This is a genomic window from Vibrio sp. F13 (genome assembly GCF_020806305.2).
GTDB lineage: Bacteria > Pseudomonadota > Gammaproteobacteria > Enterobacterales > Vibrionaceae > Vibrio > Vibrio crassostreae_C.
The window spans coordinates 727,148-753,338 of record NZ_CP170175.1 but is presented as its reverse complement, the minus strand read 5'-3'; the positions used below and the strand labels follow the sequence as shown (position 1 = coordinate 753,338).

Genomic DNA, 26,191 nt, shown 5'->3' with positions numbered 1-26,191 from the left:
AGAGGTTAGCGAATGACAGATAAAAGCAAAGAGGGTGGTAGCGGTAAACTGCTTTACTGCTCTTTCTGTGGCAAAAGCCAACACGAAGTTCGCAAGTTAATCGCAGGTCCTTCTGTTTACATTTGTGATGAATGTGTCGATCTTTGTAACGACATTATTCGTGAAGAAATTAAAGATGTTCTTCCTAAGAAAGAATCGGAATCGCTGCCAACGCCGCGTGAGATTCGTGAGCATCTTGACGACTATGTAATCGGTCAAGAATACGCGAAGAAAGTGCTAGCAGTTGCAGTTTATAACCACTACAAGCGTTTACGTAATGGTGATACGACAGCTGAAGGCGTAGAGCTAGGTAAGAGTAACATTCTTCTTATCGGTCCTACTGGTAGTGGTAAAACACTACTGGCTGAAACATTGGCTCGTTTCCTAGACGTTCCTTTCACAATGGCAGACGCAACAACACTAACCGAAGCGGGTTACGTGGGCGAAGATGTTGAAAACATCATCCAGAAGTTGCTTCAGAAATGTGATTACGACGTAGCGAAAGCGGAACGCGGCATTGTTTACATCGATGAAATCGACAAGATTTCTCGTAAAGCTGAAAACCCATCAATCACGCGTGACGTGTCTGGTGAAGGTGTACAGCAAGCTCTACTAAAACTTGTTGAAGGTACAGTAGCTTCAGTTCCACCTCAAGGTGGTCGTAAGCATCCACAGCAAGAGTTCTTGCAAGTGGACACGTCTAAGATCTTATTTATCTGTGGTGGTGCGTTTGCAGGCCTAGATAAAGTGATTGAACAGCGTGTAGAAACAGGTTCAGGTATCGGCTTTGGCGCAGAAGTGCGTTCAAAAGATGAAACCAAAACTATCGGTGAATTGTTCACTCAAGTAGAACCTGAAGATCTAGTGAAATATGGTCTGATTCCAGAATTCATTGGTCGTCTACCTGTGACAACAACACTGACAGAGCTTGATGAAGAAGCGCTAATCCAAATCCTATGTGAGCCAAAGAATGCACTTACAAAACAGTACGCAGCATTATTTGAGCTTGAGGATACAGAGTTAGAATTCCGTGAAGATGCTTTACGTGCCATTGCTAAGAAAGCAATGAACCGTAAAACAGGTGCTCGCGGTCTACGTTCTATCTTGGAGGGTGTTCTACTAGAAACTATGTACGAACTGCCATCTTCAACTGATGTAAGCAAGGTTGTGATTGATGAGTCGGTAATTAATGGTGAGTCAGAACCACTATTAATTTACAGCAACTCAGATAACCAAGCAGCTGTTGCAGAGTAGGTCTTTTTTAGACAAGTCACTCAAATTGAAAAAGGAGGTAAGCAATTACCTCCTTTTTTTTATTCTTCCATTGAATCCAGTCGTTTAAGCCCCATATACTGCTTTATAAGTTAAAGCGGAAGAGAGAAATATATGAACTTGGAACGTTCCGAGCGTATCGAAATCCCCGTGCTACCTCTACGTGATGTAGTGGTTTACCCACACATGGTTATTCCATTGTTTGTTGGTCGTGAAAAATCGATTACTTGCCTTGAATCGGCAATGGAAGCTAACAAACAAGTACTACTTGTAGCGCAGAAAGAAGCGGACACTGATGAGCCTTCAATTGACGACCTATTTAAAGTAGGAACTGTCGCTACCATTCTTCAGTTACTAAAGCTCCCTGATGGTACTGTTAAAGTGCTTGTCGAAGGTCAGCAGCGTGCAAAAATTCACCAATTCAAAGAAAGTGAGTTTTTCTTAGCGGACGCAGAATACGTTGTAACCTCAGAACTTGACGAAAAAGAACAAGAAGTGGTTGTTCGCAGCGCGATCAATCAATTCGAAGGCTTTATTAAGCTGAACAAAAAGATTCCACCAGAAGTTCTAACATCTCTGAACGGTATTGATGAGGCAGCTCGCCTTGCTGATACGATTGCTGCACACATGCCACTTAAACTGGTAGACAAGCAGCACGTTCTAGAAATCTTAGATGTGACTGAACGTCTGGAATTCTTGATGGGCCAAATGGAGTCAGAAATTGACATCTTGCAAGTTGAAAAACGCATTCGTGGCCGCGTTAAGAAGCAAATGGAAAAATCTCAGCGTGAGTACTACCTGAATGAGCAAATGAAAGCGATTCAGAAAGAACTTGGCGAGATGGACGACGCTCCTGATGAATTCGAGACTCTGAAGAAGAAGATCGAAGACTCTAAGATGCCTCAAGAAGCTCGTGAAAAAACCGAGCAAGAACTGCAAAAACTGAAAATGATGTCGCCAATGTCTGCTGAAGCAACAGTAGTACGTAGCTACATTGATTGGATGGTGGGCGTTCCTTGGGCTAAGCGTTCAAAAGTGAAAAAGAATCTAGCGAAAGCGGAAGAGATCTTAAACGAAGACCACTACGGCTTAGAGCGTGTTAAAGAACGTATTCTTGAATACTTGGCAGTACAAAACCGTATCAACAAGCTAAAAGGCCCAATCCTTTGTCTTGTTGGTCCTCCTGGTGTAGGTAAAACCTCGCTAGGTCGTTCGATTGCTGCGGCAACGGGTCGTAAGTACACGCGTATGGCACTTGGTGGCGTTCGTGATGAAGCTGAGATTCGTGGTCACCGTCGTACGTACATCGGTTCACTTCCGGGTAAACTGATCCAGAAGATGTCTAAAGTTGGTGTTAAGAACCCACTGTTCCTATTAGATGAGATCGATAAGATGTCTTCTGATATGCGTGGCGACCCATCTTCAGCACTTCTAGAAGTTCTAGATCCAGAACAAAACAACGCATTTAACGATCACTACCTAGAAGTAGATTACGATCTGTCAGATGTTATGTTCGTGGCAACATCGAACTCGATGGACATTCCTGGGCCTCTACTGGACCGTATGGAAGTGATTCGTCTATCTGGTTACACAGAAGATGAGAAGCTGAACATTGCTAAGAGCCATTTACTGGACAAGCAAGTTCAACGCAACGGTCTTAAGCCTCATGAAATTGAGATTGAAGACTCTGCAATCATCGGCATCATTCGTTACTACACGCGTGAAGCGGGTGTACGTAGCCTAGAGCGTGAAATCTCAAAGATCTGTCGTAAAGCAGTGAAGAACATCTTGCTAGACAGCGATCTTAAGTCTGTAACGGTTAACATTGATAACCTGAAAGAGTACTTAGGTGTTCAACGCCACGACTTCGGTAAAGCGGATGAAAGCAACCGTATCGGTCAAGTAACAGGCCTAGCGTGGACTCAAGTGGGTGGTGATCTACTGACTATCGAGACCGAAGCAATGCCGGGCAAAGGTAAGCTAACGCAAACTGGCTCACTTGGCGACGTGATGAAAGAGTCGATTCAAGCGGCAATGACAGTGGTTCGTTCTCGTGCTGAAAAACTGGGTATCAACTCAGATTTCTACGAAAAACGTGACATTCACGTTCACGTACCAGAAGGTGCTACACCGAAAGATGGCCCGAGTGCGGGTATCGCAATGTGTACTGCACTTGTCTCTAGCTTGACGGGTAACCCGGTTAAAGCAGAGGTCGGTATGACAGGTGAAATTACCCTTCGTGGTGAAGTTTTACCTATCGGTGGCTTGAAAGAAAAACTGCTTGCTGCACACCGTGGCGGCATCAAAACTGTACTGATCCCTAAAGACAATGAGCGTGATTTGGAAGAGATTCCAGACAACGTAATCGCTGACTTGAAGGTGATCCCGGTTCAGTGGATTGAAGAAGTACTCAAAGTCGCGCTAGAACGAGATCCGTCAGGGGTCGAGTTTGACGTGAAAAAATAGTGATGCATAGCAAAAATAAGTAAAGAATTACGCTGATAGGCCCGAAAAGGCTTGTCAGCGTTTTTTTTGGACGCTAAGTTATTGAACAAAGCGGCAGCCCTTTTGCAATAAGGCTTGCGGCTAAATTAAAACCAAAATGGAACGTACAGTCATCAGAAGTAGTCACAGATGACACATAGGGGAAAAACAGTGAATAAAACACAACTAGTAGAATCAATCGCAGAAAACGCAGACATCTCTAAAGCTTCAGCTGGCCGCGCTCTAGACGCATTCATCGAAGCAGTTGGCACAACGCTACAATCTGGTGACCAAGTTGCACTTGTTGGCTTTGGTACTTTCAGTGTTCGTACTCGTGCTGCTCGTACAGGTCGTAACCCAAAAACTGGTGAAGAGATCCAAATCGCAGAAGCTAAAGTACCTGGCTTCAAAGCGGGTAAAGCACTTAAAGACGCATGTAACTAATTTTCACTGCTGAAACCTCCATTTAAGAGGGGAAGGCAGTAAAATGCGTTTACTGTTTGAAAAATGATGTTTCATTCTTAAACAGTATGTGTACAAAGCACATTGAACTTATTTAAATTATGCGCATCCTACTGATGCGCATTTCTTTTTCTGATAATATCGCGTGAATAGATTTTTATTTTGAAGCCAATGCTTCATATCCGGAGAGCACTTAAATTATGATGGATCGATTACGCGAAGGCGTGAATAGCATCGCGGTAAAAATTATCCTTGGGTTGATTATCCTGTCATTCGTATTCGCAGGTGTAGGCAGCTACATCACCGGTGGCGGTAACAACGCAGCAGCTAAAGTTGGCAACACAGAAATTGCTCGTGGTGAGTTCGAACAGGCTTACCAAAACGAACGTAATCGTATGCAGTCTCAACTTGGCGATTACTTCGCGCAAATGCTTGCAGACCCTGCTTACGTAGAGTCTTTCCGTAAATCAGTACTTGATCGCATGATCAATGACGTACTGCTTGAGCAGCAAGCTGAGTCTCTAGGCCTACGAATCAGTGATTCTCAAATCCGCACCATGATTCTAGAAATGCCTCAGTTCCAAACGGCGGGTCAATTCGACCAAGAAGTTTACCAATCGGCACTACGTCGTGCAGGTTTCAGCGCAGAGAGCTTCGCTGAATACATGCGTCGTGACCTAATGCGCAACCAGCTTGTGACTGCACTTCAAGGCAGTGAATTCGTTCTTCAGGGCGAAATCGATACTCAGAGCAAGCTTATCGCACAAACTCGTGACATTCGCACAGTGACACTGTCTGTTGCTGACCTTGCAAAAGACATCGAGTTAACTGACGAGCAAATCGAACAGTACTACCAAGAGAACCCAGCAGCTTACACTCGTCCAGAGCAAGCTAAGGTATCTTACATTGAGCTTTCTGCTGAAGCGCTTAAGTCTCAGCTTGAAGTAAGCGATGAAGAAGCACAGAAATACTACCAAGAGCACCTAGACAAGTACTCAACGGAAGAGCAACGTAAAGTTAGCCACATCCTAGTTCAAGGCGATGACGAAGCGAAAGCTCAGGCAATCCTAGACGAGCTAAATGCAGGCGCTGATTTTGCTACGCTAGCGGAAGAGAAATCTGACGACTTCGGTAGTGCAGATGTTGGTGGTGATTTAGGTTGGATTGAACGCGACGTTATGGACCCAGCATTCGAAGATGCGGCTTTCGCTCTTGAGAATATTGGTGATACGACTGGCCTAGTTAAATCTGATTTCGGCTACCACATCATCAAGCTAGACGAACTAAAAGCGTCTCAAGCTCAGCCTTACACTGAAGTAGCGGCAGAGATTAAGACAGAGCTTCTAGACCAACACGCAGTTGATCAGTTCTACGAGCAACAAACTGAGCTAGAAAAAGTAGCGTTTGAATTCCCAGATTCTCTAGATGATTCTGCAGAAGCTATCAACGCGAAGATCACAACGACAGATTTCATCTCTCAAGTTGACGCTCCAGAAGTTCTGATGACGCCTGCAGTTATGCAAGCTATCTTGAGCCCTGAAGTGAAAGAAGACGGTCTAAACTCGGAAGTTATCGAAGTTGCACCTGAGCACGTAATTGTTGTTCGTGTAGAAGAGACTCGTGATGAGACAGTTCTTCCTCTAGCTGAAGTGAAAGATCAAGTTGTCGCTGCACTGTCTGCTGTACAAGCAGAGCAGCAAGCGGTTGAGCTAGGTGTTTCTCTAGTGAACGAACTTGAGCAAGGCAATGAAGCAGTACTAGCGGACAACAACCTTGAGTTCACTGAACTTGAAACGATTGACCGTAACTCGCCATTAGCGGCATCTGTATTCGCTCTAGCGAAACCAGAAGCAGGTCAAGCTGTGTTCGGTCAATCTAAAGACCAAGACGGTAATATCGTTGTTGTTGAGCTTTCTAAAGTAACGGCTGAGATCAACCCAGCCTACAGCACTCAAATTGGTGCACAGTTGGAGCGAGTTGGTAACCAGCAAGACCTGACTAACGTATTAAACGTACTTCGTAAAAACGCAGACGTTGAATACTACGTAGTGGGTCAAGGTCAGTAAGCGTTTGATTACCTCAGTAGCAAGCTCAAGTTAGAGCTTACTACTGAAATCAACACGTGATTGTTAGGCTTTAATTCAGATTTGTGAGCCAACAAACAAGCTGATGAAAATAAGATGTATAACGAAGCGGGTCACTTAGGTGATCCGCTTTATTTTTATCTGGTGATTGTGTTATCTAGCGCGGCAAATGCATAAGTTACGTTTTTTGAACAAAGGAACTATTTATGCGCACGATATATTCAACACTAATTCTTTCATTTCTGATGCTCTTAAGCCCTGCCGTGTTTGCAGACAGCCCAACCAAGGCTGAGCTTTACGAAGGCATTGAGATTACGGTCAACATCAATACCGCGACGGCAGAAGAACTTTCAGCACTATTGGTTGGCGTGGGTGACAAGAAAGCCAAAGAAATCGTCGATTACAGAGATCAGAACGGGGCATTTACTACTGCTGATGATTTGGTGAGTGTCAAAGGGATAGGTGAAGCGACGGTTGAAAAGAACCGCGAAAGAATTCAACTTTGACCCGTTTTTCTACTTGTTAGAAATGAAGCGATAGATATGAAGCCTCCGGCCAATGCACCTGCTAGGTGGGCTTCAATCGCGATACGAGCATTAATCAGTTCACCAGTCGTGCTAGAAGGGCCAATAAGCTGCTCCCAAGCGATTTTAGCGACTAATCCGAATACTAACAGCCAACTAGACTTCCTGCCGTTTAAAGCCTCTCTGAGCGCGAATAAGCCAAACAACCCATGCAAAGTGCCCGATAGGCCAACGTAGATCTGAATACTTGAAAACAACAGAGCGACGCCAGTCACTAAACTGATCACAAGCAAAGCAACAACAAGCTGTTTTTTACTCGGTTGAAACAGGTAGCTGATGATCCACAAGCCTGCTAGATTCATCAGAAGATGCGAGTAGTTGGTATGTGAAAAGTTTCCTGTTAGGATTCGCCACCATTGCCCATCGGCAATCGCATTGCTATCCCAAACGACCCAAGCTTGTATTGGCTCAAATTGGAATAAGACGCATAAAAGTGAAATGAAAATTAAAACAGGGTACACATTAAATCCATGTCTCGTTATTGCCCCCAATGCAGCAAGGCTTTGAAAGCTTGTATTTGTCAGTGGGTTACACCACTCGAATCGAATGTTGAGCTTATCATTCTTCAGCACCCATCAGAAGAGCATCGTCCGATGGGAACAGCGCGTATTCTCTCGTTATCTCTTAATAACAGCGTGACGTTTGTTGGCGAAGACTTTTCAGACAACGAACAACTCAACGCATTGTTGTGCGATGAACAGTATCAACATGTGATTTTATACCCAAGCGAAAACTCTGTTTCAGTTGAGTCGGCGACATCTCCCAATAAGAAGCTGCGTGTGATTTTATTGGATGGCACGTGGAAGAAAGCATTCAAGATGTGGCAAGTATCGAGTAACTTGCATGCGTTGAACACGGTTCATTTACCGAAAGATCTCAAGGGTAATTACCGAATTCGCAAAGCACCCAGTGAAAATAGCCTTTCAACCGTTGAAGCTGGCTATCATTTACTTAGCTTGTTAGAGCGTGATGGCGACTTTAGCCCTTTGCTAACGGCATTTGACCAAATGATTCAGTTTCAAATCAATCAAATGCCGCCGGGCGTGTTTGAGAAAAACTACTTAGATTAAGCCGTTTTAGTAAAGTGAGTCAGGAATTAAAACTCGGTATGAGCTGAGAACAGTTGCTGATGCATTTTCTGCGCAAGATCATCAGTCATCGATGAAATGTAATCGGCTATCACGCGCATTTTTCGAGACTCATCTTGATGTTGTAGCCATTGCTTCTTGATGGGCAGTGGCAGCAAGCGTTCAGGATCTGCGCTGAATGCTTCAAACATATCCATGATGATCTGTTGACCTTTGTATTCGATGACCTGAACCTGTGGCACTTGAATAACGAACTCGCTGACAAAGTGTTTCAGCTTATCGAGTGTGCCGTCCATGCTCGGCTCGAGCACCGCATTGTAAGCCAACAGTACATTCTCAAAGTTAGCCTCCACTCGCTTAATCGAGATACTGGTCAACAGTGCGTTGACTATCCCACCAATCGCATCCTTTCGACGATACTGTTCACCAGAGAAAAGCATCTCTGTAATTGAATCTAGGTGTTCACAAATCCATGGGTCGGCCATCTCTTTCAGTTGAGGGTAAGCCGATTCGACCCACTGAGCTTTGGTCACAGAGCCAAGCACAATCGCATCTTCTAAATCGTGCACGCCATACGCGATGTCGTCAGCAAGTTCCATGATCGAACAATCCAGTGACTTATATTTGGTCTTGTTGTGCTCAAGTGGCTCGGTATGCGTTTTTCTTTTCTGTTTTAGGAGCTGTTGGTCGCTGCTTGAAAGCGGTTCAAGCACCCAGTTAAACAACTCTTCATCATGATCGTAGATGCCTTTTGCTGGCATCCAATCTTTAGCTCGGAGTTGTCGTTGATGCTTAACGGGTTCAGACTGCAATTTAGCTTGAACCTCACTCAGCAGAGAAGGGTACTTAATTAGACCTAACAAAGTGCGTCGAGATAGGTTCATCCCGTGATGTTCAGTGTAAGGTTCTAGCTGTGTGACTATGCGAAACGTTTGAGCGTTGCCCTCAAAGCCGCCGTGGTCGCGCATCATGTAGTTGAGTGCGACTTCGCCGCCATGTCCATAGGGTGGATGACCGATGTCGTGAGCCAAACACAGTGAATCAATCAAACTGTCTGAGGGTAATAGGTCTCGAAATTCGGGCTGCTTTTTCTTCAGTTGAGCGACGATACCGGTGCCAAGCTGAGCGGCCTCAAGAGAGTGAGTAAGGCGCGTTCGGTGAAAGTCGTTGACCGTGGTGCCATGGATCTGGGTTTTCGCTTGTAAGCGACGGAAAGCAGCAGAGTGAAGCACGCGCGCACGGTCACGCTGATACGGGCTGCGGTGGTCATCCCGTCTTATTTTATGTTCATCGTCATTTCGATGCTGCCATTCTTGTTCGAGTACAAAGGGTGGTTCGAGTTGAGAATTCAAAATAGCACCTATCAAATTGATTTTATTTAGCTAATTAAAAACAACTTATACCCAGCTAGCTTATCTCGTCTAGTGATAATTCAAAGCTCGGTGCGAATGTGGTGAGAAAGTAGTCCATTTCTGGGCTTTTGCGTTGTTCGAGTGTCTCTTCCAATCGGCGCTTGGCTTGCTCGTATTCATGATTGCCCGCACTGAGCTCTTCCAAGCATTTCAGGTACGCACAGATAGTATCTGCCTGCTTGACGATGCTTTGCTCTTCTTTACTCGCAGTACCAGATATTAAGAAGGGGGCGAAGTCGTCTCTGAACTCTTCTGGCAACATCGAAAGCAGTCTTTGTTCTGCAGCGGCTTCTATCTTCTTATACTCTTGTGCAATATCCGGGTTGTAGTATTTAACAGGCGTTGGCAAATCACCCGTCAGTACCTCACTGGTGTCGTGGTACATGCCAAGCAGAGCAATGTGCTCGGGGTTAAGCTGACCATCAAACTTCTTGTTTTTGATCAGTGCCAAGGCGTGTGCCACGAAAGCAACCTGTAGGCTATGTTCTGAAATGTTCTCGCTTGATACCGAACGCATCAGGGGCCAGCGTTGAATTAGCTTCATGCGTGCGAGATGGGCAAAGAAATGGCTCTGTTTCATAAATGTCCTTATAGTACCAATCGTAGTAAATAACTGGTCATCCTAGCTTGTTAAAAAACTCGATAACTATGTTAGAATTTTTGATTGTAGAATAACTACTTATCGAAGCTGCTTGTCGAAAATAGCTGCCTTGTCCTCAAGCTTTTTCCCTACGCTATTTCTGAACACTTACTTACTGTGATTGGTATAAACAATACTCCACTCGTATCTTGTGTTTGCACAGGGATACGAGACAGCGGATACAAAAAAGGCTCCTAAACAGGAGCCTTTTAAGCATAGAAGTGAATGAATACAAGTTAAAGTCTTTTAAAACAGCAAATTGTAGCCATCTTTCTTTGTGCTCATTAACCTTCGATGAGGTCGTCTTGGCTGTAAGTCTGTAAGAAGCGCTCTAAACGACCAATTGCGATTTCTAGATCTTCGATGTGCGGCAGAGTCACGATACGGAAGTGATCCGGTTTCGGCCAATTGAAGCCCGTACCTTGAACCAATAGCACCTTCTCTTGCTTAAGGAAGTCGAGTACAAACTTCTGATCGTCTTTGATGTTGTACATGTTGGTGTCGATTTTAGGGAACAGGTACATTGCACCTTTCGGTTTCACACAAGAAACGCCAGGGATCTTGTTGATCAGTTCCCATGCACGGTCACGCTGTTCAAGCAGTCGACCGCCTGGAAGAATCAGCTCATTGATACTCTGATAGCCACCGAGTGCGGTTTGGATAGCGTGTTGCATCGGAACGTTGGCACACAAACGCATTGAGGCCAGCATTTCTAGTCCTTCAACGTAGCCTTTCGCTAGGTGTTTAGGGCCTGTTAAGAACATCCAACCACCACGGAAACCACATACACGGTAAGCTTTAGATAGGCCGTTGAACGTGACCATTAATACGTCTTCAGCAAGCGTTGCCACTGAAGTGTGTACCGCACCGTCGTAAAGTACTTTGTCGTAGATTTCATCGGCGAAGATGATCAAACCGTGCTCACGAGCAATCTCAACCACTTGTAATAGGAAATCACGGCTGTATACCGCGCCTGTTGGGTTGTTCGGGTTGATAAGAACGATGCCGCGCGTCTTTGGTGAGATCTTCGCGCGCATGTCGTCTAAATCTGGATACCAATCAGCATCTTCATCACACATGTAGTGAACCGGTGTACCACCAGAAAGCGCAACAGACGCTGTCCATAGTGGGTAATCCGGAGCGGGAACTAAGATTTCATCACCATTATCCAGTAGCGCTTGCATAGACATAACGATAAGCTCTGATGCGCCGTTACCAATGTAAACGTCTTCTACATCAAGGTTACGTAGGCCTTTTTTCTGGTAGTGCTGAACAACCGCTTTGCGGGCTGAATAGATGCCTTTTGAGTCGCAGTAACCTTGAGATGTCGGTAGGTTACGGATTACGTCAACAAGGATTTCATCAGGGGCGTCAAAACCAAATGGGGCGGGGTTACCAATATTAAGCTTCAGTATTTTATGCCCTTCTTCTTCCATGCGCTTAGCATGTTTGAGTACAGGCCCCCTGATTTCGTAGCATACGCTGTTGAGTTTTGACGACATCCCGATATTTTGCATTGCCGATTTCCTGAAATTAATTTAAATACTTTATTAAAGTACCGCAAAATGGCGTTTGATAGAATAAAAATCTGATGAATGTCGCATTTCAGTGTCACGTTTAGCCTTTTTGTTGTCACTCTTTTCTAAATTTTAATTAATCGCTTTCTTGGTTATTGGCTAAGATGAATAAAGGGGCGGGATCGCTTAAAATCACAGGAATGTTGAAAAGATATAGTACATTCTTGATCTAAGTGGGTACTGCCCATAAAGTATCAAACTAATATAATAATAATTTAGATGTGAACGAGGTCGATTTGTCACATTTCCAGCAAACTATCTCCGCTTTGATTGAGCGAGTACAAAATGCCCAAGCAAGCGAAGTTCGTTGTGTTGAAGTTCTAACGCAAAAACCATCGTTTGCATTTATAGAATGGCTTCATGCTCAACCGCTCTTTCCTAAGTTCTACTGGCAGTCACGCGACACTCGTGAAGAGGTTGTTGCGCTCGGACAGTTACATACGTTTTCAGATCCTGCACCCGCGTACGCTATTCTTGGTGAAGACCAACGAATCTGGGGTGGACGCTCGTTTGATGGGCACACCGCAAAGAACCGTCGCTGCATGGAGTCGTTTTTCTTCCTTCCTCAGGTTGAATTGATCCGCTTTGACAATACTTGGTCGCTGGCGGTTAATTTGTCCCCTGATCGCGTTTCTTCTATTAATGCTTTGAATAAGCTTTCTGTAGAAGCCGCGATATTGGCGCCTTTGTCTGCCCATATTGAACAGATCAATCACGTTCCAGAAAGAGAGCAGTGGGGCAACCTTGTCGATAAAGTGCTGCAAGGCATTAGCGATGAAGAGTACAAAAAAGTCGTTTTAGCACGTAAAACCACACTGCAACTCGATGCGCCTATCTGCGCAGCTCAATTACTTAAAGCCAGCTATCTGCAAAATCACCACAGTTTCCACTTTATGTTGGTGCTGGATTCTAAACACAGTTTCATTGGCTCGACACCAGAGCGCTTATATAGCCGACATGGTACGGAGCTTGATACCGAGGCGCTTGCTGGAACCATTGGTCGCGGAGAGAACGCTACTGAGGATATGGAACTGGCCAACTGGCTTTCTCAAGACAGCAAAAACCTCAATGAGAACCAGTATGTGGTCGACGACATCATTGAGCGTCTCACTCCTCATTCTCAAACGGTCCATGTTGAAAAGGATGCGCGTCTAGTGCGCTTGCGTAAGGTGCAGCATTTGAAGCGCAATATCCATGCTCAGCTCAACAATGGCGTTAATGGTGTGCAGTTGCTTGCTGCCTTACAGCCAACTGCTGCGGTGGCGGGTTTACCTCGTAAAGAGGCGATGGATTTCATTCTTGAACACGAACCGTTTGCACGAGGTTGGTATGCAGGCTCTGTAGGCTATATCAGTCATCAGCGAGCGGAATTCTGCGTGGCGATTCGAAGCGCCTTGATTGTAAACGATCAAGTACAACTGTTTGCTGGCGCGGGGATCGTGCCGGGATCGGTTGCCGAACATGAATGGCAAGAGCTGAACAAGAAGATGTCTACTCTGCTTAGCTTAATTTCAGATCACCCTCCATTGGGTGTCGCGTCATGAATCACGACCAAGCTGTATTAAACAGAGTTTGGTGTAACACATTACTTGAAGAGCTTGCACGCAATGGCGTTGAACATGTTTGCATCGCGCCAGGCTCTCGTTCAACACCATTAACACTCGAAGCCGAAGCTAACTCTAAGCTAACCTTACATACGCACTTTGATGAGCGCGGGCTTGGCTTCTTGGCTTTAGGTTTAGCTAAAGCGAGCAACAAACCCGTTGCGGTGGTTGTTACTTCTGGAACTGCCGTAGCTAACCTTCTACCAGCGACCGCTGAATCTGGATTAACGCGAGAAAAGCTAATCTTGTTGACCTCCGATCGACCGATTGATTTAGTCGACTGTGGTGCCAATCAAGCGATTCAGCAGCAGGGTATCTTTTCGTCTCACGTTGAAACGGCACTAAACCTTCCAAGTCCAACGACACAAGTTTCTTTGAATTGGCTTTTGACGTCGGTTGATAACGCACTGGCGAAACAGCGCAGCGTCGGTGGGGCTATTCATATCAACTGTCCGTTCCCAGAACCGCTTTATTCCGCTAATAGCGCCGAGATGTATGCGGATTATACAAAGAGCGTGGCAGCTTGGAGAGCTTCAACCTGCCTTTACTCGAACACTTATTTGCCCAGTCATTTAATCGCTCAGCCTGTCTCAGCAAGTGATTATGTCGCTCGTAAAGGCGCAGTGATTATTGGTTCTATCGAGAATGAAGCCGCAATTAAAGCCAAGCAGTTTGCGACAGCTTTGGGCTGGCCAGTATTCTGTGACCCTCAATCGGGTGTCAGTAGTGACTGGAAACACTATGATTTATGGATGCAAAGTGACGCAGCCAAAGCACAGCTTAGTCAGTGTGATTTTATTATCCAGTTTGGTGAGCGCATCGTATCTAAGCGTCTTAACCAATGGGTAAAAGAACAAGCTGCCACATTTTGTTCATCGCAGTACATCGTTGTTTCACCAGATGCACATCGTATTAATCAAGATCATCTGCCTCAAACTCATATTGTCGCTGATATCGAACATTGGTTATCAGAGCAACATCTACCAACGCTGTTGGGAGAACATGCTGGCTGGGCGGCATCTTTGGCGAAAGTCGCGAATACGGTTCAGCAGTTAGCGTTGGCGCAAATCTCTAATAACGACCAACTGACAGAGTTGAGCGTTGCCGTTGACTTGTCGTCTAGACTTAAGGGCAGAGAGCTTTTTGTGGGAAATAGCTTGATGGTAAGGCTGGTGGATATGCTGTCATCAATCTCTGCGACTCAAGTCTACAGCAACCGCGGTGCATCGGGCATTGATGGCTTGGTGGCGACGGCTGCGGGAGTGATAAAAGCCAACCAGAATCCTTTGATGATGCTGATTGGTGACACCTCTTTGTTGTACGACCTAAATTCGCTGGCGCTACTTACTCACAGCACAACACCAATGGTTATTGTGGTTACCAATAACGATGGTGGGGCAATCTTTGATTTTTTGCCGGTTCCTGAGCAACAAAAACAGTCTCTATATCAAATGCCTCATGGTTTCAATTTTGAACATGCTGCTGCGCAATTCCATCTTGGTTATGCGGCGCCAGAAACCTTGAATTGCTATCAAACGCTCATCGAACAACATTTTGAACAAGGTCAGGGTACCTTGCTCGTAGAAGTTAAGACGCCTCCCGAACAAGCGTCTACTTTGCTGAAGCAATTCAGCTCAATGCTCACCGAGGCATTAGCCTAAGGACTTTACATGCTTTACTCCAATTATTACCCAGCAGTACAAGAATCTTCTGACAAACCTTTGCTTGTTTTTTTACATGGTTTACTCGGAAGCGGGGATGATTGGAGTGCATGCCACCCCTTCCTCGAAGACTTTCCTCGTCTTTGCATAGATTTGCCCGGACACGGACAAAGCCGGTTTATCGACCCTGTAGGCTTTGATCATTGCTGTACCAAGATAGTTCAGTGCATCACATCTCAGCTGGCTCTCAACGATCTTCCTGTCGATTATCCTATCGTGGTGATTGGGTATTCTATGGGGGGAAGGCTTGCCATGTATGGGGTAACAAGCCCTTGCTTCGAAACTCTTAACTTAGAGAAAGTCATCATTGAAGGTGGCAACTTTGGCTTGGAATGTGATGAAGAAAGAGCACAAAGGTTAGTACACGATACGCAATGGGCTGTTCGCTTTGCACAGCAGTCGATTGAAGATGTTTTAGACGATTGGTATCAACAAAGCGTCTTTTCTTCACTAAATCATGAGCAAAGACAAACTTTGGTCATAAAGCGTAGTGGTAACCTTGGAGTATCCGTAGCAAATATGTTGTTATCTACTTCGTTAGCTAAGCAACCGGATTTACGTGCCACATTGAAATCTCATGAGCATTTATTGCATTATGTATGTGGAGAAAAAGATCGTAAATTCATGGAGCTAGCTGAGAATAGTGGCTTTGAATATAGTCAGGTGGATTACGCGGGTCATAATGTTCATTTTGAGCAACCAGAGATGTTTTCAAATCTGATCATCCAATGTATCGCCAGTCGTTGATGAACTGACTGAGCGAACCTCTCGTATCAAGCGCTATAGAAAGCAGAGCAACACCGTCGCGACTCTACGCTAGTCGCGCTCTCTAATAGAACAATGGGAATCATCATGGCTAAAACAGTAGGCATCACAGAAGAAGAACTTTACGCAGCCGTTAACTGGCGCGATGAAAGCAGTCAATATGAAGATATTCAATACCACAAGTCTGATGACGGTATTGCGAAAATCACGATTGCTCGCCCTCAAGTGCACAATGCGTTCCGTCCACAAACCGTAAAAGAGATGATCAATGCACTGGCTGATGCTCGTTATGACGAGAAAGTTGGCGTAATCATTTTGACTGGTCTTGGTGAGAAGGCGTTCTGTTCTGGTGGTGACCAAAGTATCCGTGGTGACTACGGCGGTTACCAAGATGACTCAGGTACGCACCACTTGAATGTACTTGATTTCCAACGTCAAATTCGTACTTGTCCAAAACCAGTTATCGCAGCGGTATCGGGTTGGGCAGTCGGTGGCGGTCATGTACTTCACATGATGGCAGACCTTACTATTGCAGCTGAAAACGCGCAGTTCGGTCAGACGGGTCCTAAAGTGGGTTCTTTCGATGGCGGTTGGGGTGCTTCTTACATGGCTCGTATCGTTGGTCAAAAGAAAGCACGTGAAATCTGGTTCTTGTGCCGTTTCTACGATGCACAAGAAGCACTGGACATGGGCCTTGTAAACACCGTTGTTCCTGTTGCTGACCTAGAAAAAGAGACAGTTCGTTGGTGTCGTGAAGTGCTTCAACACAGCCCAATGGCACTGCGTTGCTTGAAAGCGGCACTGAACGCTGACTGTGATGGTCAAGCAGGCTTACAAGAGTTGGCTGGTAACGCAACCATGATGTTCTACATGACAGAGGAAGGCCAAGAAGGCCGCAACGCATTCAACGAGAAACGTCGACCGGACTTCGACAAGTTCCCGCGTAATCCATAGTCTTTCTCCTCTTCAAAATGAGTCGCTAATAGCGGCTCGTTTTGTTTTGATGTTCCCCGTTTTTTAGGAAACTTTATGAACTCAGTGAATTCTCAGCGTCACGCTAAACTTTACCGTTATCAATTACCTATGGATAGTGGTGTGGTTCTTCGTGACAATAAGTTGAACGAACGTGTTGGCTATATCATCCAACTTGAGTGTGATGGTAAAACTGGTTTTGGCGAAGTTGCGCCTTTGCCCGGTTTTAGCCAAGAAGATGCCGAACAAGCTGGCATTCAGCTTCAACACGAATTAGAGCTTTGGAGCCACAATAAGCCTCAAACGCCTTTCGACGAGCTGTATCCTTCTGTCGCGTTTGGCTTTTCAATGGCGATGATGGAATTGCGAGGCGATCTTAACGCTCAAGGTAACTACCAAGCGGCGCCTTTGTGTACAGGCGATCCAGATGAACTGATTCCTGTATTGAATGAGATGGTAGGCGAGAAGGTCGCGAAAGTGAAAGTCGGCCTCTACGAAGCGATTCGCGATGGCATGTTGGTTAGCTTATTCCTTGAGTCGATCCCTGATTTGACTCTAAGACTTGATGCCAACCGTGCGTGGAAGCCAGAGAAAGCGAAGCAATTCATTAAATACATTTCGCCGTCAATGCGCCAGCGTATAAGCTTTATCGAAGAGCCTTGCCAAAAGCCAGAAGACAGTTTGGCCTTTGCCATTGACCATGGTGTGGCGATTGCGTGGGACGAGACACTGCAAGAAGCGGTGCGCAGCCCGGAATTTGATCTTAGCGACCTTACTGGTGTTAAAGCAGTCGTGATCAAGCCAACTCTTATTGGTTCTGTCGAGCGTTGCGTGGCAATCATTGAGCGAGCACAGAAGCTTGGAATGAAACCTGTATTGAGCTCAAGCATTGAGTCGAGCCTAGGTCTGACTCAGATTGCTCGTCTGGCGCAGCAATATTTGCCAAATGAAGTGCCGGGGTTGGATACGATTGGCTTGTTCAAGCAGCAGCTAGAGGTTTCTTGGCCGGGCTGTCAGTTGCCTGTCTCTACGCTTGAAAAGCAACAATTGATTTGGTCTTCTTAGACCGAGCTATTTGAATGGCTATTTAGTTAGCTTAACAAGTTCTTAATCTATTTTTGGTTATCATATGATGCGCCCACAATCTAATCATCCCCCGCTCTGGGTAAAGTGGGCGCAGCAAAACCCACTTCAACCAGCGTTAGTGACCACTCACCGCACTTATACTTGGCAGCAAGTGTTTGTGTTGGTTAGTGAGTACCAACAACAGCTATCTCATCAAGGCCTATCTGAAGGTGATGTACTGACGATTGTTGGTAAGAATCAAGCTGAAGTGATCCCTGTTTATCTTGCCGCACTCAATTTGGGTGTGGTTTGTGCGTTTACGATGCCTCAGCCTAGTTTACGCCTGAAGCAAAAGCTCGATTCCTTATATCAAGCAGATCAACAGAGCTACCTTTGGCTCTTGGGCAATAGCGGAATAGAGCAATCAGAGACTGCCGGTTTGAATACTCAGTTGGTGACCTTGCCTTGCCTAAGTGAACTGAAGTTTGATGGTGATGATGAGCAGATAACGACACCTCAAGAATCCAATTTCAATCCGCAAAACCTAGCGAGCATCGTATTCACTTCAGGTTCTACCGGAAACCCAAAAGCGGTCGCTCATACACTTGAGCAGCACCTATGCTCTGCGTCAGGGCTGCTTGAGGTGTTTCGTTATCAACAAGGTGACACGTGGTTACTGAGTTTACCTATGTACCATGTGTCGGGGCTGGCGATAGTTCATCGTTGGTTGGCGGCTGGTGGTTGCATCAAAATAGGCACAGGTCAGCTTGAAACCGATATAGAAGAATGCAGTCATGCTTCATTGGTCGCTACTCAACTACATCGATTGTTAAAGAGTAAGCAAGCACTTACTTTAACGCATGTACTTTTGGGTGGTAGTCATATACCAGAAGCACTTGGGCTCGAAGCTCAACAAATGGGCATCGAAACATGGCTTGGATACGGCATGACTGAAGCGGCTTCAACCGTGACCGCGAAGCTCGTTGATGCCGGCAGCACCGCCGGTTTTGTCCTTAACCATCGCCAGCTAAAAATTGAAGAACAACGTATCTTTATTGGTGGCGAGACGCTCGCGTCCGGGTATTACTATCAAGGTAACTTAACGCCATTAGTTGATAAGAGCGGTTGGTTTGATAGCAAAGATCTTGGTGAGTGGCTTGGCGAACAAGTGTCGATTATTGGCCGTGCCGACAACCAGTTTATTTCTGGTGGTGAGAACATTCATTGCGAAGAAATTGAGCGAGCACTCAATCAGTTGTCTGAGGTTAATCAGGCGTTTATTGTTCCTATTGAAGACGATGAGTTCGGGTTTCGACCTGTCGCTATTGTGGATTGTGCTGATTTGCCAACCAAAGAGTGGTTTGCTGAGCAATTGAATGGACGTCTTGAGCGGTTCAAATTTCCTGTTGAGTATTATCGAATGCCTGAGCAAGAACAGCAGGGTATTAAGGTCTCACGCGCTGGATTGGCCTCTTGGTTGTCTCAGCATAGGAGTTAAAGGTAAGCGCTTACCTCGACGTTATTTGCGAAGTTGTTAGGTGACTAAGTTGTCAGGCGGTTAGTTAATTTAGCAATTAGATAGTTCAAAACAGAATTTATTATCTTTATAACCATCCATCATAATAAGCCATATAAATAACGGATTATAGAATAAGGTCTTATTATGAAAATTGCCCTCATCATTGCGGTTTTACTGCAGATAGGCCAAGCGATCATCTCATCGGGGTTGACTCGTTCGTTGGCTGAGCTCACCGCATTTGTGTTGGTTGTGGTACTTGTTTTAATGAAAAGAGAGAGCAAGAAGAGTGATAAGCCCCTGTTTGATTCGTGATTGTTACAACAAAGAATACCCTTACCACAAACAATAAAGGCAAAGCCCATTTGAGCTTTGCCTTTTTGTTTTGTTGCTCGCTAATCTGAATGTCTAGGTAACCGAACAACCAGCTAAAGCGTTTCTTTGCGAACTAAGCAAGGGTTAACCACGCCAAAGAACCCGTCGAAATCATCGTCCACATCGTAATACCAAACATCAATGGCTTCGGCCCTGCTGCTTTTAACTTCTCTACGGAAATACCACAGCCAATTAAGAACAGACACACAACCAACGCGCGTTTGGACACATCAAAGATCCCTTGGTAGACCATCTCAAATTGTGGCAGTAAGTCACTGATAGCAATGGCGGCGCAGTAGAAGAAAATGAAGTAGGGAACCGTAATCTTCTTTTGATCGTTCTTGAAGATCATTGCGCTGACTAAAGCGATTGGGATGATCCAAAGTGCGCGAGCGAGCTTCAATGTGGTCGCTGTCGTCAGTGCTTCTTCACCATAAGCCGAAGCTGCACCTACCACAGAAGATGTATCGTGAATCGCAATGGCGGCCCAAGTACCAAATGTTTGTTGGCTTAACTCAAGCGCGTGGCCAATCATCGGGAATAAGAATAGAGCTACCGAGTTCAACACAAATACCGTAGCTAACGCCAAGCCAATCTGTTCATCGTCTGCTTTGATCGCGGGTGCCACTGCTGCTATCGCGCTACCACCACAAATCGCGGTACCAGAAGATATAAGATAGCCCGTAGTGCGGTCTAGCCCCATTTGTTTCGCCAAGAACCAACCAATGACTAATGTACCGATAATCGTCGTTACAATGAGCCCAATACCATCGCCTGTTACTGCTAATGCTTTTTCAAACTGAATACCAAAACCCAAGCCAACAATAGAGTAGGCCAGTAGCTTTTTGGTAAGTTTGCCGACTTCCAAGTGTTCAGGGACTAATCCTAAACTAGCAAGCAGGAAACCGATAACCAGGGCTGTCGGTGAGCTAACCCAAGGCGTTAAGCAAAACAGTGCAGCAAGATAAAATGGAACGGACTTTTTTAGGTTCATTGTATTTAGAGTCTTGTTTTGTTGTGGCGTTATTGTGATGAGACCACTATACGTTCAATAAAATGATAAGTAAGTCTAAATGAATTGAACAAACGTTAAGGAAAACTTAACGCTTGTTCAACTGATATGAATAAAGGGCTGGTTAACTAGCGTAATGATCCGCGAAGGTCAGAGACTGACTGTCGAAGCGTTTCACAAGAGGCTTGTTTAGGTGAAATCGGCTCGCCAGCTTCTATCTCTAGCTTAGTCCAGAAGCGAGTGGGTAACCCTTTGCAGGCACGGCCTTTGTAACGACTAAAGTAGCTACCCCATAATCCTTTAAGAGCCATAGGAATCACTGGGACAGGGGAACGTTTGATGATCAGCTCCATACCACGCATGAACTCAGCCATTTCGCCATCAGAGGTGAGCTTTCCTTCTGGGAAAATACACACGATGTGATCTTCATGCAGGGCACGCTCTACTTCTTTGAAAGCGTTTCGAATCGAGTTGCGGTTGGTCGCGGAGATTGGAATCACCCCAGCTCTTTTCAAGAAGCGTCGAATTGGCGGCAACTTGGTGTAATCCTCTTCCATCACAAAACGGATCAAGCGAGGGCAAACCGCACTCAGCAGCAGTGCATCCATATAACTCACATGGTTGCAGACAATCAACGCACCGCCCTTTTCTGGCAGGTGATGTAAGTTCTTATGTTTAACTCTGTACATGGTGTGAGTGACCACCCACGTAAAGAAGCGGAAAGCGTAGATAGGCACCTGATAAAACAGGTACAGCATCACCAAAGTGTTGCCCACTGCGAGCAAGATAAACAGCTGCGGAATTGAAAGATCTAGAACACTAAGGCAAACAATACCTAATACCGCACTTCCCACCATGAACAGTGAGTTGTAGATATTGAGCCCGGCAATCACTTGGGCACGCTCGTCGGGCTTGGCACGTAACTGCATCAGTGAATACAGAGGAACAATAAAGACACCGCCAGAGATACCCAGAAGCAGAAGGTAAGCAAACAGTGGCCACAGCTCTGAGTAGGTTACGAATTGATGGAAAGAACTAAAGTCAGGCAAAGACTCCGGGATGGATATCGCCATCAGAAGACCGAAGATCGAGATACCTAAGCTGCCCATTGGCACGATGCCGATTTCAATTCGGTGATTAGATAACTTATCACAAGCTAAAGAGCCGATTGCAATGCCTACCGAGAATAGTGCCAGTAAAAAGGCGACGGAGCTTTCAGTGCCGTTTAGATGCAGTTTAGTGAAGTTGGGAAACTGAGTTAGGTAAGCCGCACCAAGGAACCAGAACCAGCTGATAGACATCAGAGCTTGAAAGGTCGGGCGATCTTTTTTGGCAATCGCAAGTGTCGCGCAGGTCAGTTTTACAGGTTGCCACTTTACTTTAAGATCTGGTGCATTACTTGGCGCATGTGGGATAAAGCAGCTTGATGCATAGCCAAGCACGGCGAACGAAACAATACACACCGCAGCAATGAGCTTCGCGCCTTCTTCAGATGCAATGATGCCTGCGCCTAGAGTACCAATCAGGATCGCTAAGAATGTACCTGTCTCGACGAGAGCGTTACCAGATACCAGTTCTTTTGTTTCTAACTGCTGTGGAAGCAGGGCGTATTTCACCGGACCAAAGAAAGCACTCTGCGTTCCCATAAGGAACAGGAGCAGAAGTAATATCCCGTAGCTTTCGTAGATGAATCCGATCGCACCCAGTGACATGATCACTACTTCGAGGAGCTTAACTTTACGGATAAACCACGATTTTTCGTATTTGTCGGCCAGTACACCTGCTAAAGCTGAAAATAGGAAGAAGGGCAGAATAAAAAGGCCTGCGGCCAAATTAATGAATAGATTGCTGGAAATAGGCAGCGTGTCTACGCTTGCGAAAGCAACAAACAGTAACAGGACATTTTTGAATATGTTGTCGTTAAAGGCTCCTAGAAATTGGGTAATAAAGTAGGGTAGGAACCTTTTTTGCGTTAACAGCGAAGATTGGCTGCTGTTGTTCATTGTCTTTCCTTGGATGATTACCAGTTGGTTAAGTAGTTTGAGACTAGGTTATTGATCAGCTCTTTACCATCAATAGGCTCAGAGGCGAAAAATTTATCATCAACGCTAAGTAGAGTAATTCCGTGTACTCCAGACCATAATACACGGCTGGCTTTAACGACTTCGCTTTTCGTATGTTCAGGAGCAATCGCTACTAGCAACTGCTCTAGCATGCCTGTCATTCTATCGATGCGGTTCGATTGCCATTCAGGAAGGTTTTCACCGTTCATGTTGTGCTCAAAGATAAGTTGCCAACGGTGAGGGTGTCTCTGTGCAAAATCGTGGTAGCAGTAGGCTAGGTTGAATAGAGTTTGTTGAGGGTTGCTCGATTTTTCAACAGCTGCAGCGGATTCTGACGCCAGTTCATCTAATGTTTGAGCGACCACATGCAAAAGCAGTAGGTTGTAGTTACCAAATACATTTACTAAGGTACTTGGAACGTAACCAATCATATTGGCGATTTTACGTAGACTTAGCTCGTGATAAGAGTGCTCTTCTAAGAAGTCGGTTACCGTTTTTAAGGTTAATTGCACTAATTGTTCGCGAGTATGATCGTTTCGTCTTGCCATGGGTACTTTCTATTAAATGAACATCGTTCAATATTTTAATGCTGCCCCTGAGTGCCGTCAATCCCTTCGCTAGTTTAGTAATCAATTAATAGCCGCAATATTATGATACATGTGTAAACACGGTGAATATTTCATTGTTCTTTGTTAACGAGTATGATTAAGGTGTCGAAAGATAAAAAACCTATAAAGGATAATAATGAAACGATTTTTCTCACTAGTCGCGATCCTGTTGGTAACAGTCGCGGTGACGCCAATCGCGGAAGCGAAAAAGTTTGGTGGTGGTAAGTCATTTGGCAAAAGCTTTAAAACGGCTCCAGCACCAAAACAACAAAACACGAATTCGATCCGTCAAGATCAAACAGGTAAGAACACAGCAGCTAACTCTAGCAAGAAAGGCCTTATGGGCGGTCTGCTAGGTGGTTTACTTGCTGGTGGTCTTTTAGCTGCATTCTTTGGTGGCGCATTTGAAGGTATCCAGTTCATGGATATTCTGATCATGGGTCTGATTGCTTTCCTAGCGTTTAAATTCCTACGTGGAATGTTGGGCGCGAAGCAGGGCTCAATGAATCAGCAGAATGCACGTGGCCAACAGCCAGCATTCGGCGGCATGGGTCAGAACAAGTTTGAACAACCTAAGCAACAACCAAATGTTCATAACTTCGAGCAAGCACAACCTCAATCACAAGGCACTGCTGGTGGTTTCGGTTTTGGTGCACAAAGCGATGTTCCACATAACTACCCACCGGGCTTTGATCAAGCGGCATTCATCAACGGTTCTCGTGAGCACTACCGTACACTGCAAGGTGCATGGAACCACAATGAGCTAAACACGATTGAAGAATACGTATCTCCAAGCCTATTTGAAGACCTAAAAGCTGAGCGTAATAAGCTAGACGGTGATCAGCACACAGACGTAATGTACGTTGATGCTGAAATCGTTCGCGCAGACCACGATGGTAGCAAAGCACAGCTAAGCCTTCAGTTTAGCGGTCGTTACCGTGACACAGCGGATGGCGTTGAAGAAGATATCACTGATATCTGGCACCTAGAGCGTGACCTAACAACTAACAATGCACCTTGGTTAATTGTTGGTATTCAAGGTTAATTCCAGGATTTAACTCAACATCAATAGGATGTAGTTATTCGGAATGACACCAAATAATAGAAAGCCCCTGCTGAGAAATCAGCAGGGGCTTTTTTGCGTCTAATGATATGTATCTTAGTTAAAGATTGGATTAACCTGAGACTAACTAACTGATTTTATTTGGATGTAATGAGTAATGACAAAGTTCTTTGAACCCGTATTGGAGCCTGAGGTTACTTTGCAGCAGAAACAGATAATTGCGAACGAATGCGAAGAACATATATCGACCCATTGTTTAGGCTGCGCTGCTTATCTGGCTTGTGAGCGTCATGCTGAAGTATGGGATCACTGATGTTTGAATGATTTAGCTCGATTAGTTATTTGTAGTAGCGGGTTAGTGTTTAGGAAGTTGAGGGTTGTTTTAGAAGACACGTTTAGTAAGAGATAAAGCTCAGAAACGAAAAAAGCCAACTCAATGAGTTGGCTTTTCGATTTTCCAATTAAGGAGAATATGGTGGAGGGAGACGGATTCGAACCATCGAAGGCAGTGCCGGCAGATTTACAGTCTGCTCCCTTTGGCCACTCGGGAACCCCTCCAGGGTGTGTCTTACTCTTCACAAAGTAAGCCTAAATTGATGTTTTCCCATAAGCCCATCAATCAGGTTGTTCTCTTAACTCTCGAAAGAGGTAAGAAGAATATGGTGGAGGGAGACGGATTCGAACCATCGAAGGCAGTGCCGGCAGATTTACAGTCTGCTCCCTTTGGCCACTCGGGAACCCCTCCAGGGTGTGTCTTACTTTTCACAAAGTAAGCCTAAATTGATGTTTTCCCATAAGCCCATCAATCAGGTTGTTCTCTTAACTCTCGAAAGAGGTAAGAAGAATATGGTGGAGGGAGACGGATTCGAACCATCGAAGGCAGTGCCGGCAGATTTACAGTCTGCTCCCTTTGGCCACTCGGGAACCCCTCCAGGGTGTGTCTTACTCTTCACAAAGTAAGCCTAAATTGATGTTTTCCCATAAGCCCATCAACTAGGTTGTTCTCTTAACTCTCGAAAGAGGTAAGAAGAATATGGTGGAGGGAGACGGATTCGAACCATCGAAGGCAGTGCCGGCAGATTTACAGTCTGCTCCCTTTGGCCACTCGGGAACCCCTCCAGGGTGTGTCTTACTTTTCACAAAGTAAGCCTAAATTGATGTTTTCCCATAAGCCCATCAACTAGGTTGTTCTCTTAACTCTCGAAAGAAGTAAGAAGAATATGGTGGAGGGAGACGGATTCGAACCATCGAAGGCAGTGCCGGCAGATTTACAGTCTGCTCCCTTTGGCCACTCGGGAACCCCTCCAGGGTGTGTCTTACTCTTCACAAAGTAAGCCTAAATTGATGTTTTCCCATAAGCCCATCAACTAGGTTGTTCTCTTAACTCTTAAAAGAGGTAAGAAGAATATGGTGGAGGGAGACGGATTCGAACCATCGAAGGCAGTGCCGGCAGATTTACAGTCTGCTCCCTTTGGCCACTCGGGAACCCCTCCAGGGTGTGTCTTACTCTTCACAAAGTAAGCCTAAATTGATGTTTTCCCATAAGCCCATCAATCAGGTTGCTCTCTTAACTCTTAAAAGAGGTAAGAAGAATATGGTGGAGGGAGACGGATTCGAACCATCGAAGGCGGAGCCGGCAGATTTACAGTCTGCTCCCTTTGGCCACTCGGGAACCCCTCCAGGGTGTTTTCCTAACTCATAATGGATAGGCTAAAGAGATGTTTTTCCCAACGCATCTCTCAAGTGCGGAGCGCATCATAGCAAACACGTTAAACCTGTAAAGAG

21 protein-coding genes and 7 tRNA genes are annotated in these 26,191 nt (G+C 45.4%); 14 read left to right on the top strand and 14 right to left on the bottom strand.

Going from position 1 to position 26,191, the window contains the following annotated elements:
• The first annotated feature begins 12 nt into the window (after nucleotides 1-12).
• The 5 genes from clpX to LMH68_RS03425 all read left to right on the top strand — a co-directional run bounded on the left by clpX (nucleotide 13) and on the right by LMH68_RS03425 (nucleotide 6,847).
• Nucleotides 13-1,293 carry an ATP-dependent protease ATP-binding subunit ClpX gene (clpX, locus tag LMH68_RS03445; protein ID WP_009847283.1) on the top strand — a complete coding sequence of 427 codons (1,281 nt, stop codon included), beginning with the start codon at nucleotides 13-15 and terminating at the stop codon, nucleotides 1,291-1,293.
• Between the two features lie 132 nt (nucleotides 1,294-1,425).
• Nucleotides 1,426-3,777 (top strand): endopeptidase La, encoded by a 2,352-nt coding sequence (gene lon, locus LMH68_RS03440; protein ID WP_229647710.1) that lies wholly within the window; start codon nucleotides 1,426-1,428, stop codon nucleotides 3,775-3,777.
• 168 nt (nucleotides 3,778-3,945) lie between these two features.
• A complete protein-coding gene (locus LMH68_RS03435) occupies nucleotides 3,946-4,239 on the top strand; it encodes an HU family DNA-binding protein (RefSeq protein ID WP_012604504.1) in 294 nt (97 codons plus the stop codon).
• A gap of 218 nt (nucleotides 4,240-4,457) precedes the next feature.
• Nucleotides 4,458-6,323, top strand: a complete 1,866-nt coding sequence (gene ppiD / locus LMH68_RS03430; RefSeq protein ID WP_017060618.1) for a peptidylprolyl isomerase — start codon at nucleotides 4,458-4,460, stop codon at nucleotides 6,321-6,323.
• Between the two features lie 224 nt (nucleotides 6,324-6,547).
• A complete protein-coding gene (locus LMH68_RS03425; RefSeq protein WP_017060617.1) occupies nucleotides 6,548-6,847 on the top strand; it encodes a ComEA family DNA-binding protein in 300 nt (99 codons plus the stop codon).
• Here the strand turns inward: LMH68_RS03425 and rrtA are convergent.
• Entirely contained in the window at nucleotides 6,838-7,386 is a 549-nt protein-coding gene (gene rrtA / locus LMH68_RS03420) for a rhombosortase (protein ID WP_017060616.1), read from the bottom strand. The genes LMH68_RS03425 and rrtA overlap by 10 nt on opposite strands.
• Before the next feature lie 9 nt (nucleotides 7,387-7,395).
• Here rrtA and LMH68_RS03415 point away from each other — a divergent pair, with 9 nt between their 5' ends.
• Nucleotides 7,396-7,995, top strand: a complete 600-nt coding sequence (locus tag LMH68_RS03415; RefSeq protein ID WP_017060615.1) for a tRNA-uridine aminocarboxypropyltransferase — start codon at nucleotides 7,396-7,398, stop codon at nucleotides 7,993-7,995.
• Nucleotides 7,996-8,021: 26 nt separating this feature from the next.
• Here the strand turns inward: LMH68_RS03415 and LMH68_RS03410 are convergent, their stop codons facing one another.
• The 3 genes from LMH68_RS03410 to LMH68_RS03400 form a co-directional block, all read right to left on the bottom strand.
• Complete coding sequence (locus tag LMH68_RS03410; RefSeq protein WP_017060614.1) at nucleotides 8,022-9,365, bottom strand: anti-phage deoxyguanosine triphosphatase; 1,344 nt, start codon at nucleotides 9,363-9,365, stop codon at nucleotides 8,022-8,024.
• A gap of 55 nt (nucleotides 9,366-9,420) precedes the next feature.
• Nucleotides 9,421-10,005, bottom strand: a complete 585-nt coding sequence (gene yfbR, locus LMH68_RS03405) for a 5'-deoxynucleotidase (protein WP_017060613.1) — start codon at nucleotides 10,003-10,005, stop codon at nucleotides 9,421-9,423.
• A 344-nt stretch (nucleotides 10,006-10,349) separates the two neighbouring features.
• The gene (locus LMH68_RS03400; protein WP_017060166.1) at nucleotides 10,350-11,582 is read right to left on the bottom strand and encodes a pyridoxal phosphate-dependent aminotransferase; all 1,233 of its coding nucleotides are present in this window, start codon (nucleotides 11,580-11,582) and stop codon (nucleotides 10,350-10,352) included.
• Between the two features lie 296 nt (nucleotides 11,583-11,878).
• Between LMH68_RS03400 and LMH68_RS03395 the strand changes: the two genes are divergently transcribed.
• From LMH68_RS03395 to LMH68_RS03365, 7 genes are all read left to right on the top strand, one after another.
• Nucleotides 11,879-13,186: an isochorismate synthase MenF gene (locus LMH68_RS03395; RefSeq protein ID WP_065583685.1), complete on the top strand. Its 1,308-nt coding sequence runs from the start codon at nucleotides 11,879-11,881 to the stop codon at nucleotides 13,184-13,186.
• Nucleotides 13,183-14,907 (top strand): 2-succinyl-5-enolpyruvyl-6-hydroxy-3-cyclohexene-1-carboxylic-acid synthase, encoded by a 1,725-nt coding sequence (menD, locus tag LMH68_RS03390; RefSeq protein ID WP_229647711.1) that lies wholly within the window; start codon nucleotides 13,183-13,185, stop codon nucleotides 14,905-14,907. Before LMH68_RS03395 ends, menD begins: the two co-directional genes overlap by 4 nt.
• Before the next feature lie 9 nt (nucleotides 14,908-14,916).
• Nucleotides 14,917-15,714, top strand: a complete 798-nt coding sequence (gene menH, locus LMH68_RS03385) for a 2-succinyl-6-hydroxy-2,4-cyclohexadiene-1-carboxylate synthase (RefSeq protein WP_017065885.1) — start codon at nucleotides 14,917-14,919, stop codon at nucleotides 15,712-15,714.
• A gap of 105 nt (nucleotides 15,715-15,819) precedes the next feature.
• Nucleotides 15,820-16,686: a 1,4-dihydroxy-2-naphthoyl-CoA synthase gene (menB, locus tag LMH68_RS03380; RefSeq protein WP_017064079.1), complete on the top strand. Its 867-nt coding sequence runs from the start codon at nucleotides 15,820-15,822 to the stop codon at nucleotides 16,684-16,686.
• Nucleotides 16,687-16,761: 75 nt separating this feature from the next.
• Nucleotides 16,762-17,769 (top strand): o-succinylbenzoate synthase, encoded by a 1,008-nt coding sequence (gene menC / locus LMH68_RS03375; protein WP_017060171.1) that lies wholly within the window; start codon nucleotides 16,762-16,764, stop codon nucleotides 17,767-17,769.
• A gap of 64 nt (nucleotides 17,770-17,833) precedes the next feature.
• Nucleotides 17,834-19,267, top strand: coding sequence for an o-succinylbenzoate--CoA ligase (gene menE / locus LMH68_RS03370; protein ID WP_229647712.1), 1,434 nt, complete (start codon nucleotides 17,834-17,836; stop codon nucleotides 19,265-19,267).
• Nucleotides 19,268-19,432: 165 nt separating this feature from the next.
• Entirely contained in the window at nucleotides 19,433-19,600 is a 168-nt protein-coding gene (locus LMH68_RS03365) for a hypothetical protein (protein ID WP_017068947.1), read from the top strand.
• 133 nt (nucleotides 19,601-19,733) lie between these two features.
• On the opposite strand, the gene LMH68_RS03360 is transcribed toward LMH68_RS03365, so the two are convergent.
• From LMH68_RS03360 to LMH68_RS03350, 3 genes are all read right to left on the bottom strand, one after another.
• Complete coding sequence (locus tag LMH68_RS03360) at nucleotides 19,734-20,654, bottom strand: YeiH family protein (protein WP_229647713.1); 921 nt, start codon at nucleotides 20,652-20,654, stop codon at nucleotides 19,734-19,736.
• A gap of 146 nt (nucleotides 20,655-20,800) precedes the next feature.
• Nucleotides 20,801-22,675: an MFS transporter gene (locus tag LMH68_RS03355; protein ID WP_229647714.1), complete on the bottom strand. Its 1,875-nt coding sequence runs from the start codon at nucleotides 22,673-22,675 to the stop codon at nucleotides 20,801-20,803.
• A 17-nt stretch (nucleotides 22,676-22,692) separates the two neighbouring features.
• Nucleotides 22,693-23,283, bottom strand: a complete 591-nt coding sequence (locus tag LMH68_RS03350) for a TetR/AcrR family transcriptional regulator (RefSeq protein ID WP_065583689.1) — start codon at nucleotides 23,281-23,283, stop codon at nucleotides 22,693-22,695.
• Between the two features lie 196 nt (nucleotides 23,284-23,479).
• On the opposite strand from LMH68_RS03350, the gene LMH68_RS03345 reads away from it, so the two are divergent.
• A complete protein-coding gene (locus LMH68_RS03345) occupies nucleotides 23,480-24,388 on the top strand; it encodes a Tim44 domain-containing protein (protein WP_017060179.1) in 909 nt (302 codons plus the stop codon).
• Between the two features lie 491 nt (nucleotides 24,389-24,879).
• On the opposite strand, the gene LMH68_RS03340 is transcribed toward LMH68_RS03345, so the two are convergent.
• From LMH68_RS03340 to LMH68_RS03310, 7 genes are all read right to left on the bottom strand, one after another.
• Nucleotides 24,880-24,964: transfer RNA gene (locus LMH68_RS03340), tRNA-Tyr, on the bottom strand.
• A 102-nt stretch (nucleotides 24,965-25,066) separates the two neighbouring features.
• Nucleotides 25,067-25,151, bottom strand: a tRNA-Tyr gene (locus tag LMH68_RS03335).
• 102 nt (nucleotides 25,152-25,253) lie between these two features.
• Nucleotides 25,254-25,338 (bottom strand) — tRNA-Tyr (locus LMH68_RS03330).
• A 102-nt stretch (nucleotides 25,339-25,440) separates the two neighbouring features.
• Nucleotides 25,441-25,525 (bottom strand) — tRNA-Tyr (locus LMH68_RS03325).
• Between the two features lie 102 nt (nucleotides 25,526-25,627).
• A tRNA-Tyr gene (locus LMH68_RS03320) sits at nucleotides 25,628-25,712 on the bottom strand.
• Nucleotides 25,713-25,814: 102 nt separating this feature from the next.
• Nucleotides 25,815-25,899, bottom strand: a tRNA-Tyr gene (locus tag LMH68_RS03315).
• A gap of 102 nt (nucleotides 25,900-26,001) precedes the next feature.
• Nucleotides 26,002-26,086, bottom strand: a tRNA-Tyr gene (locus tag LMH68_RS03310).
• Between the last annotated feature and the right edge of the window lie 105 nt (nucleotides 26,087-26,191).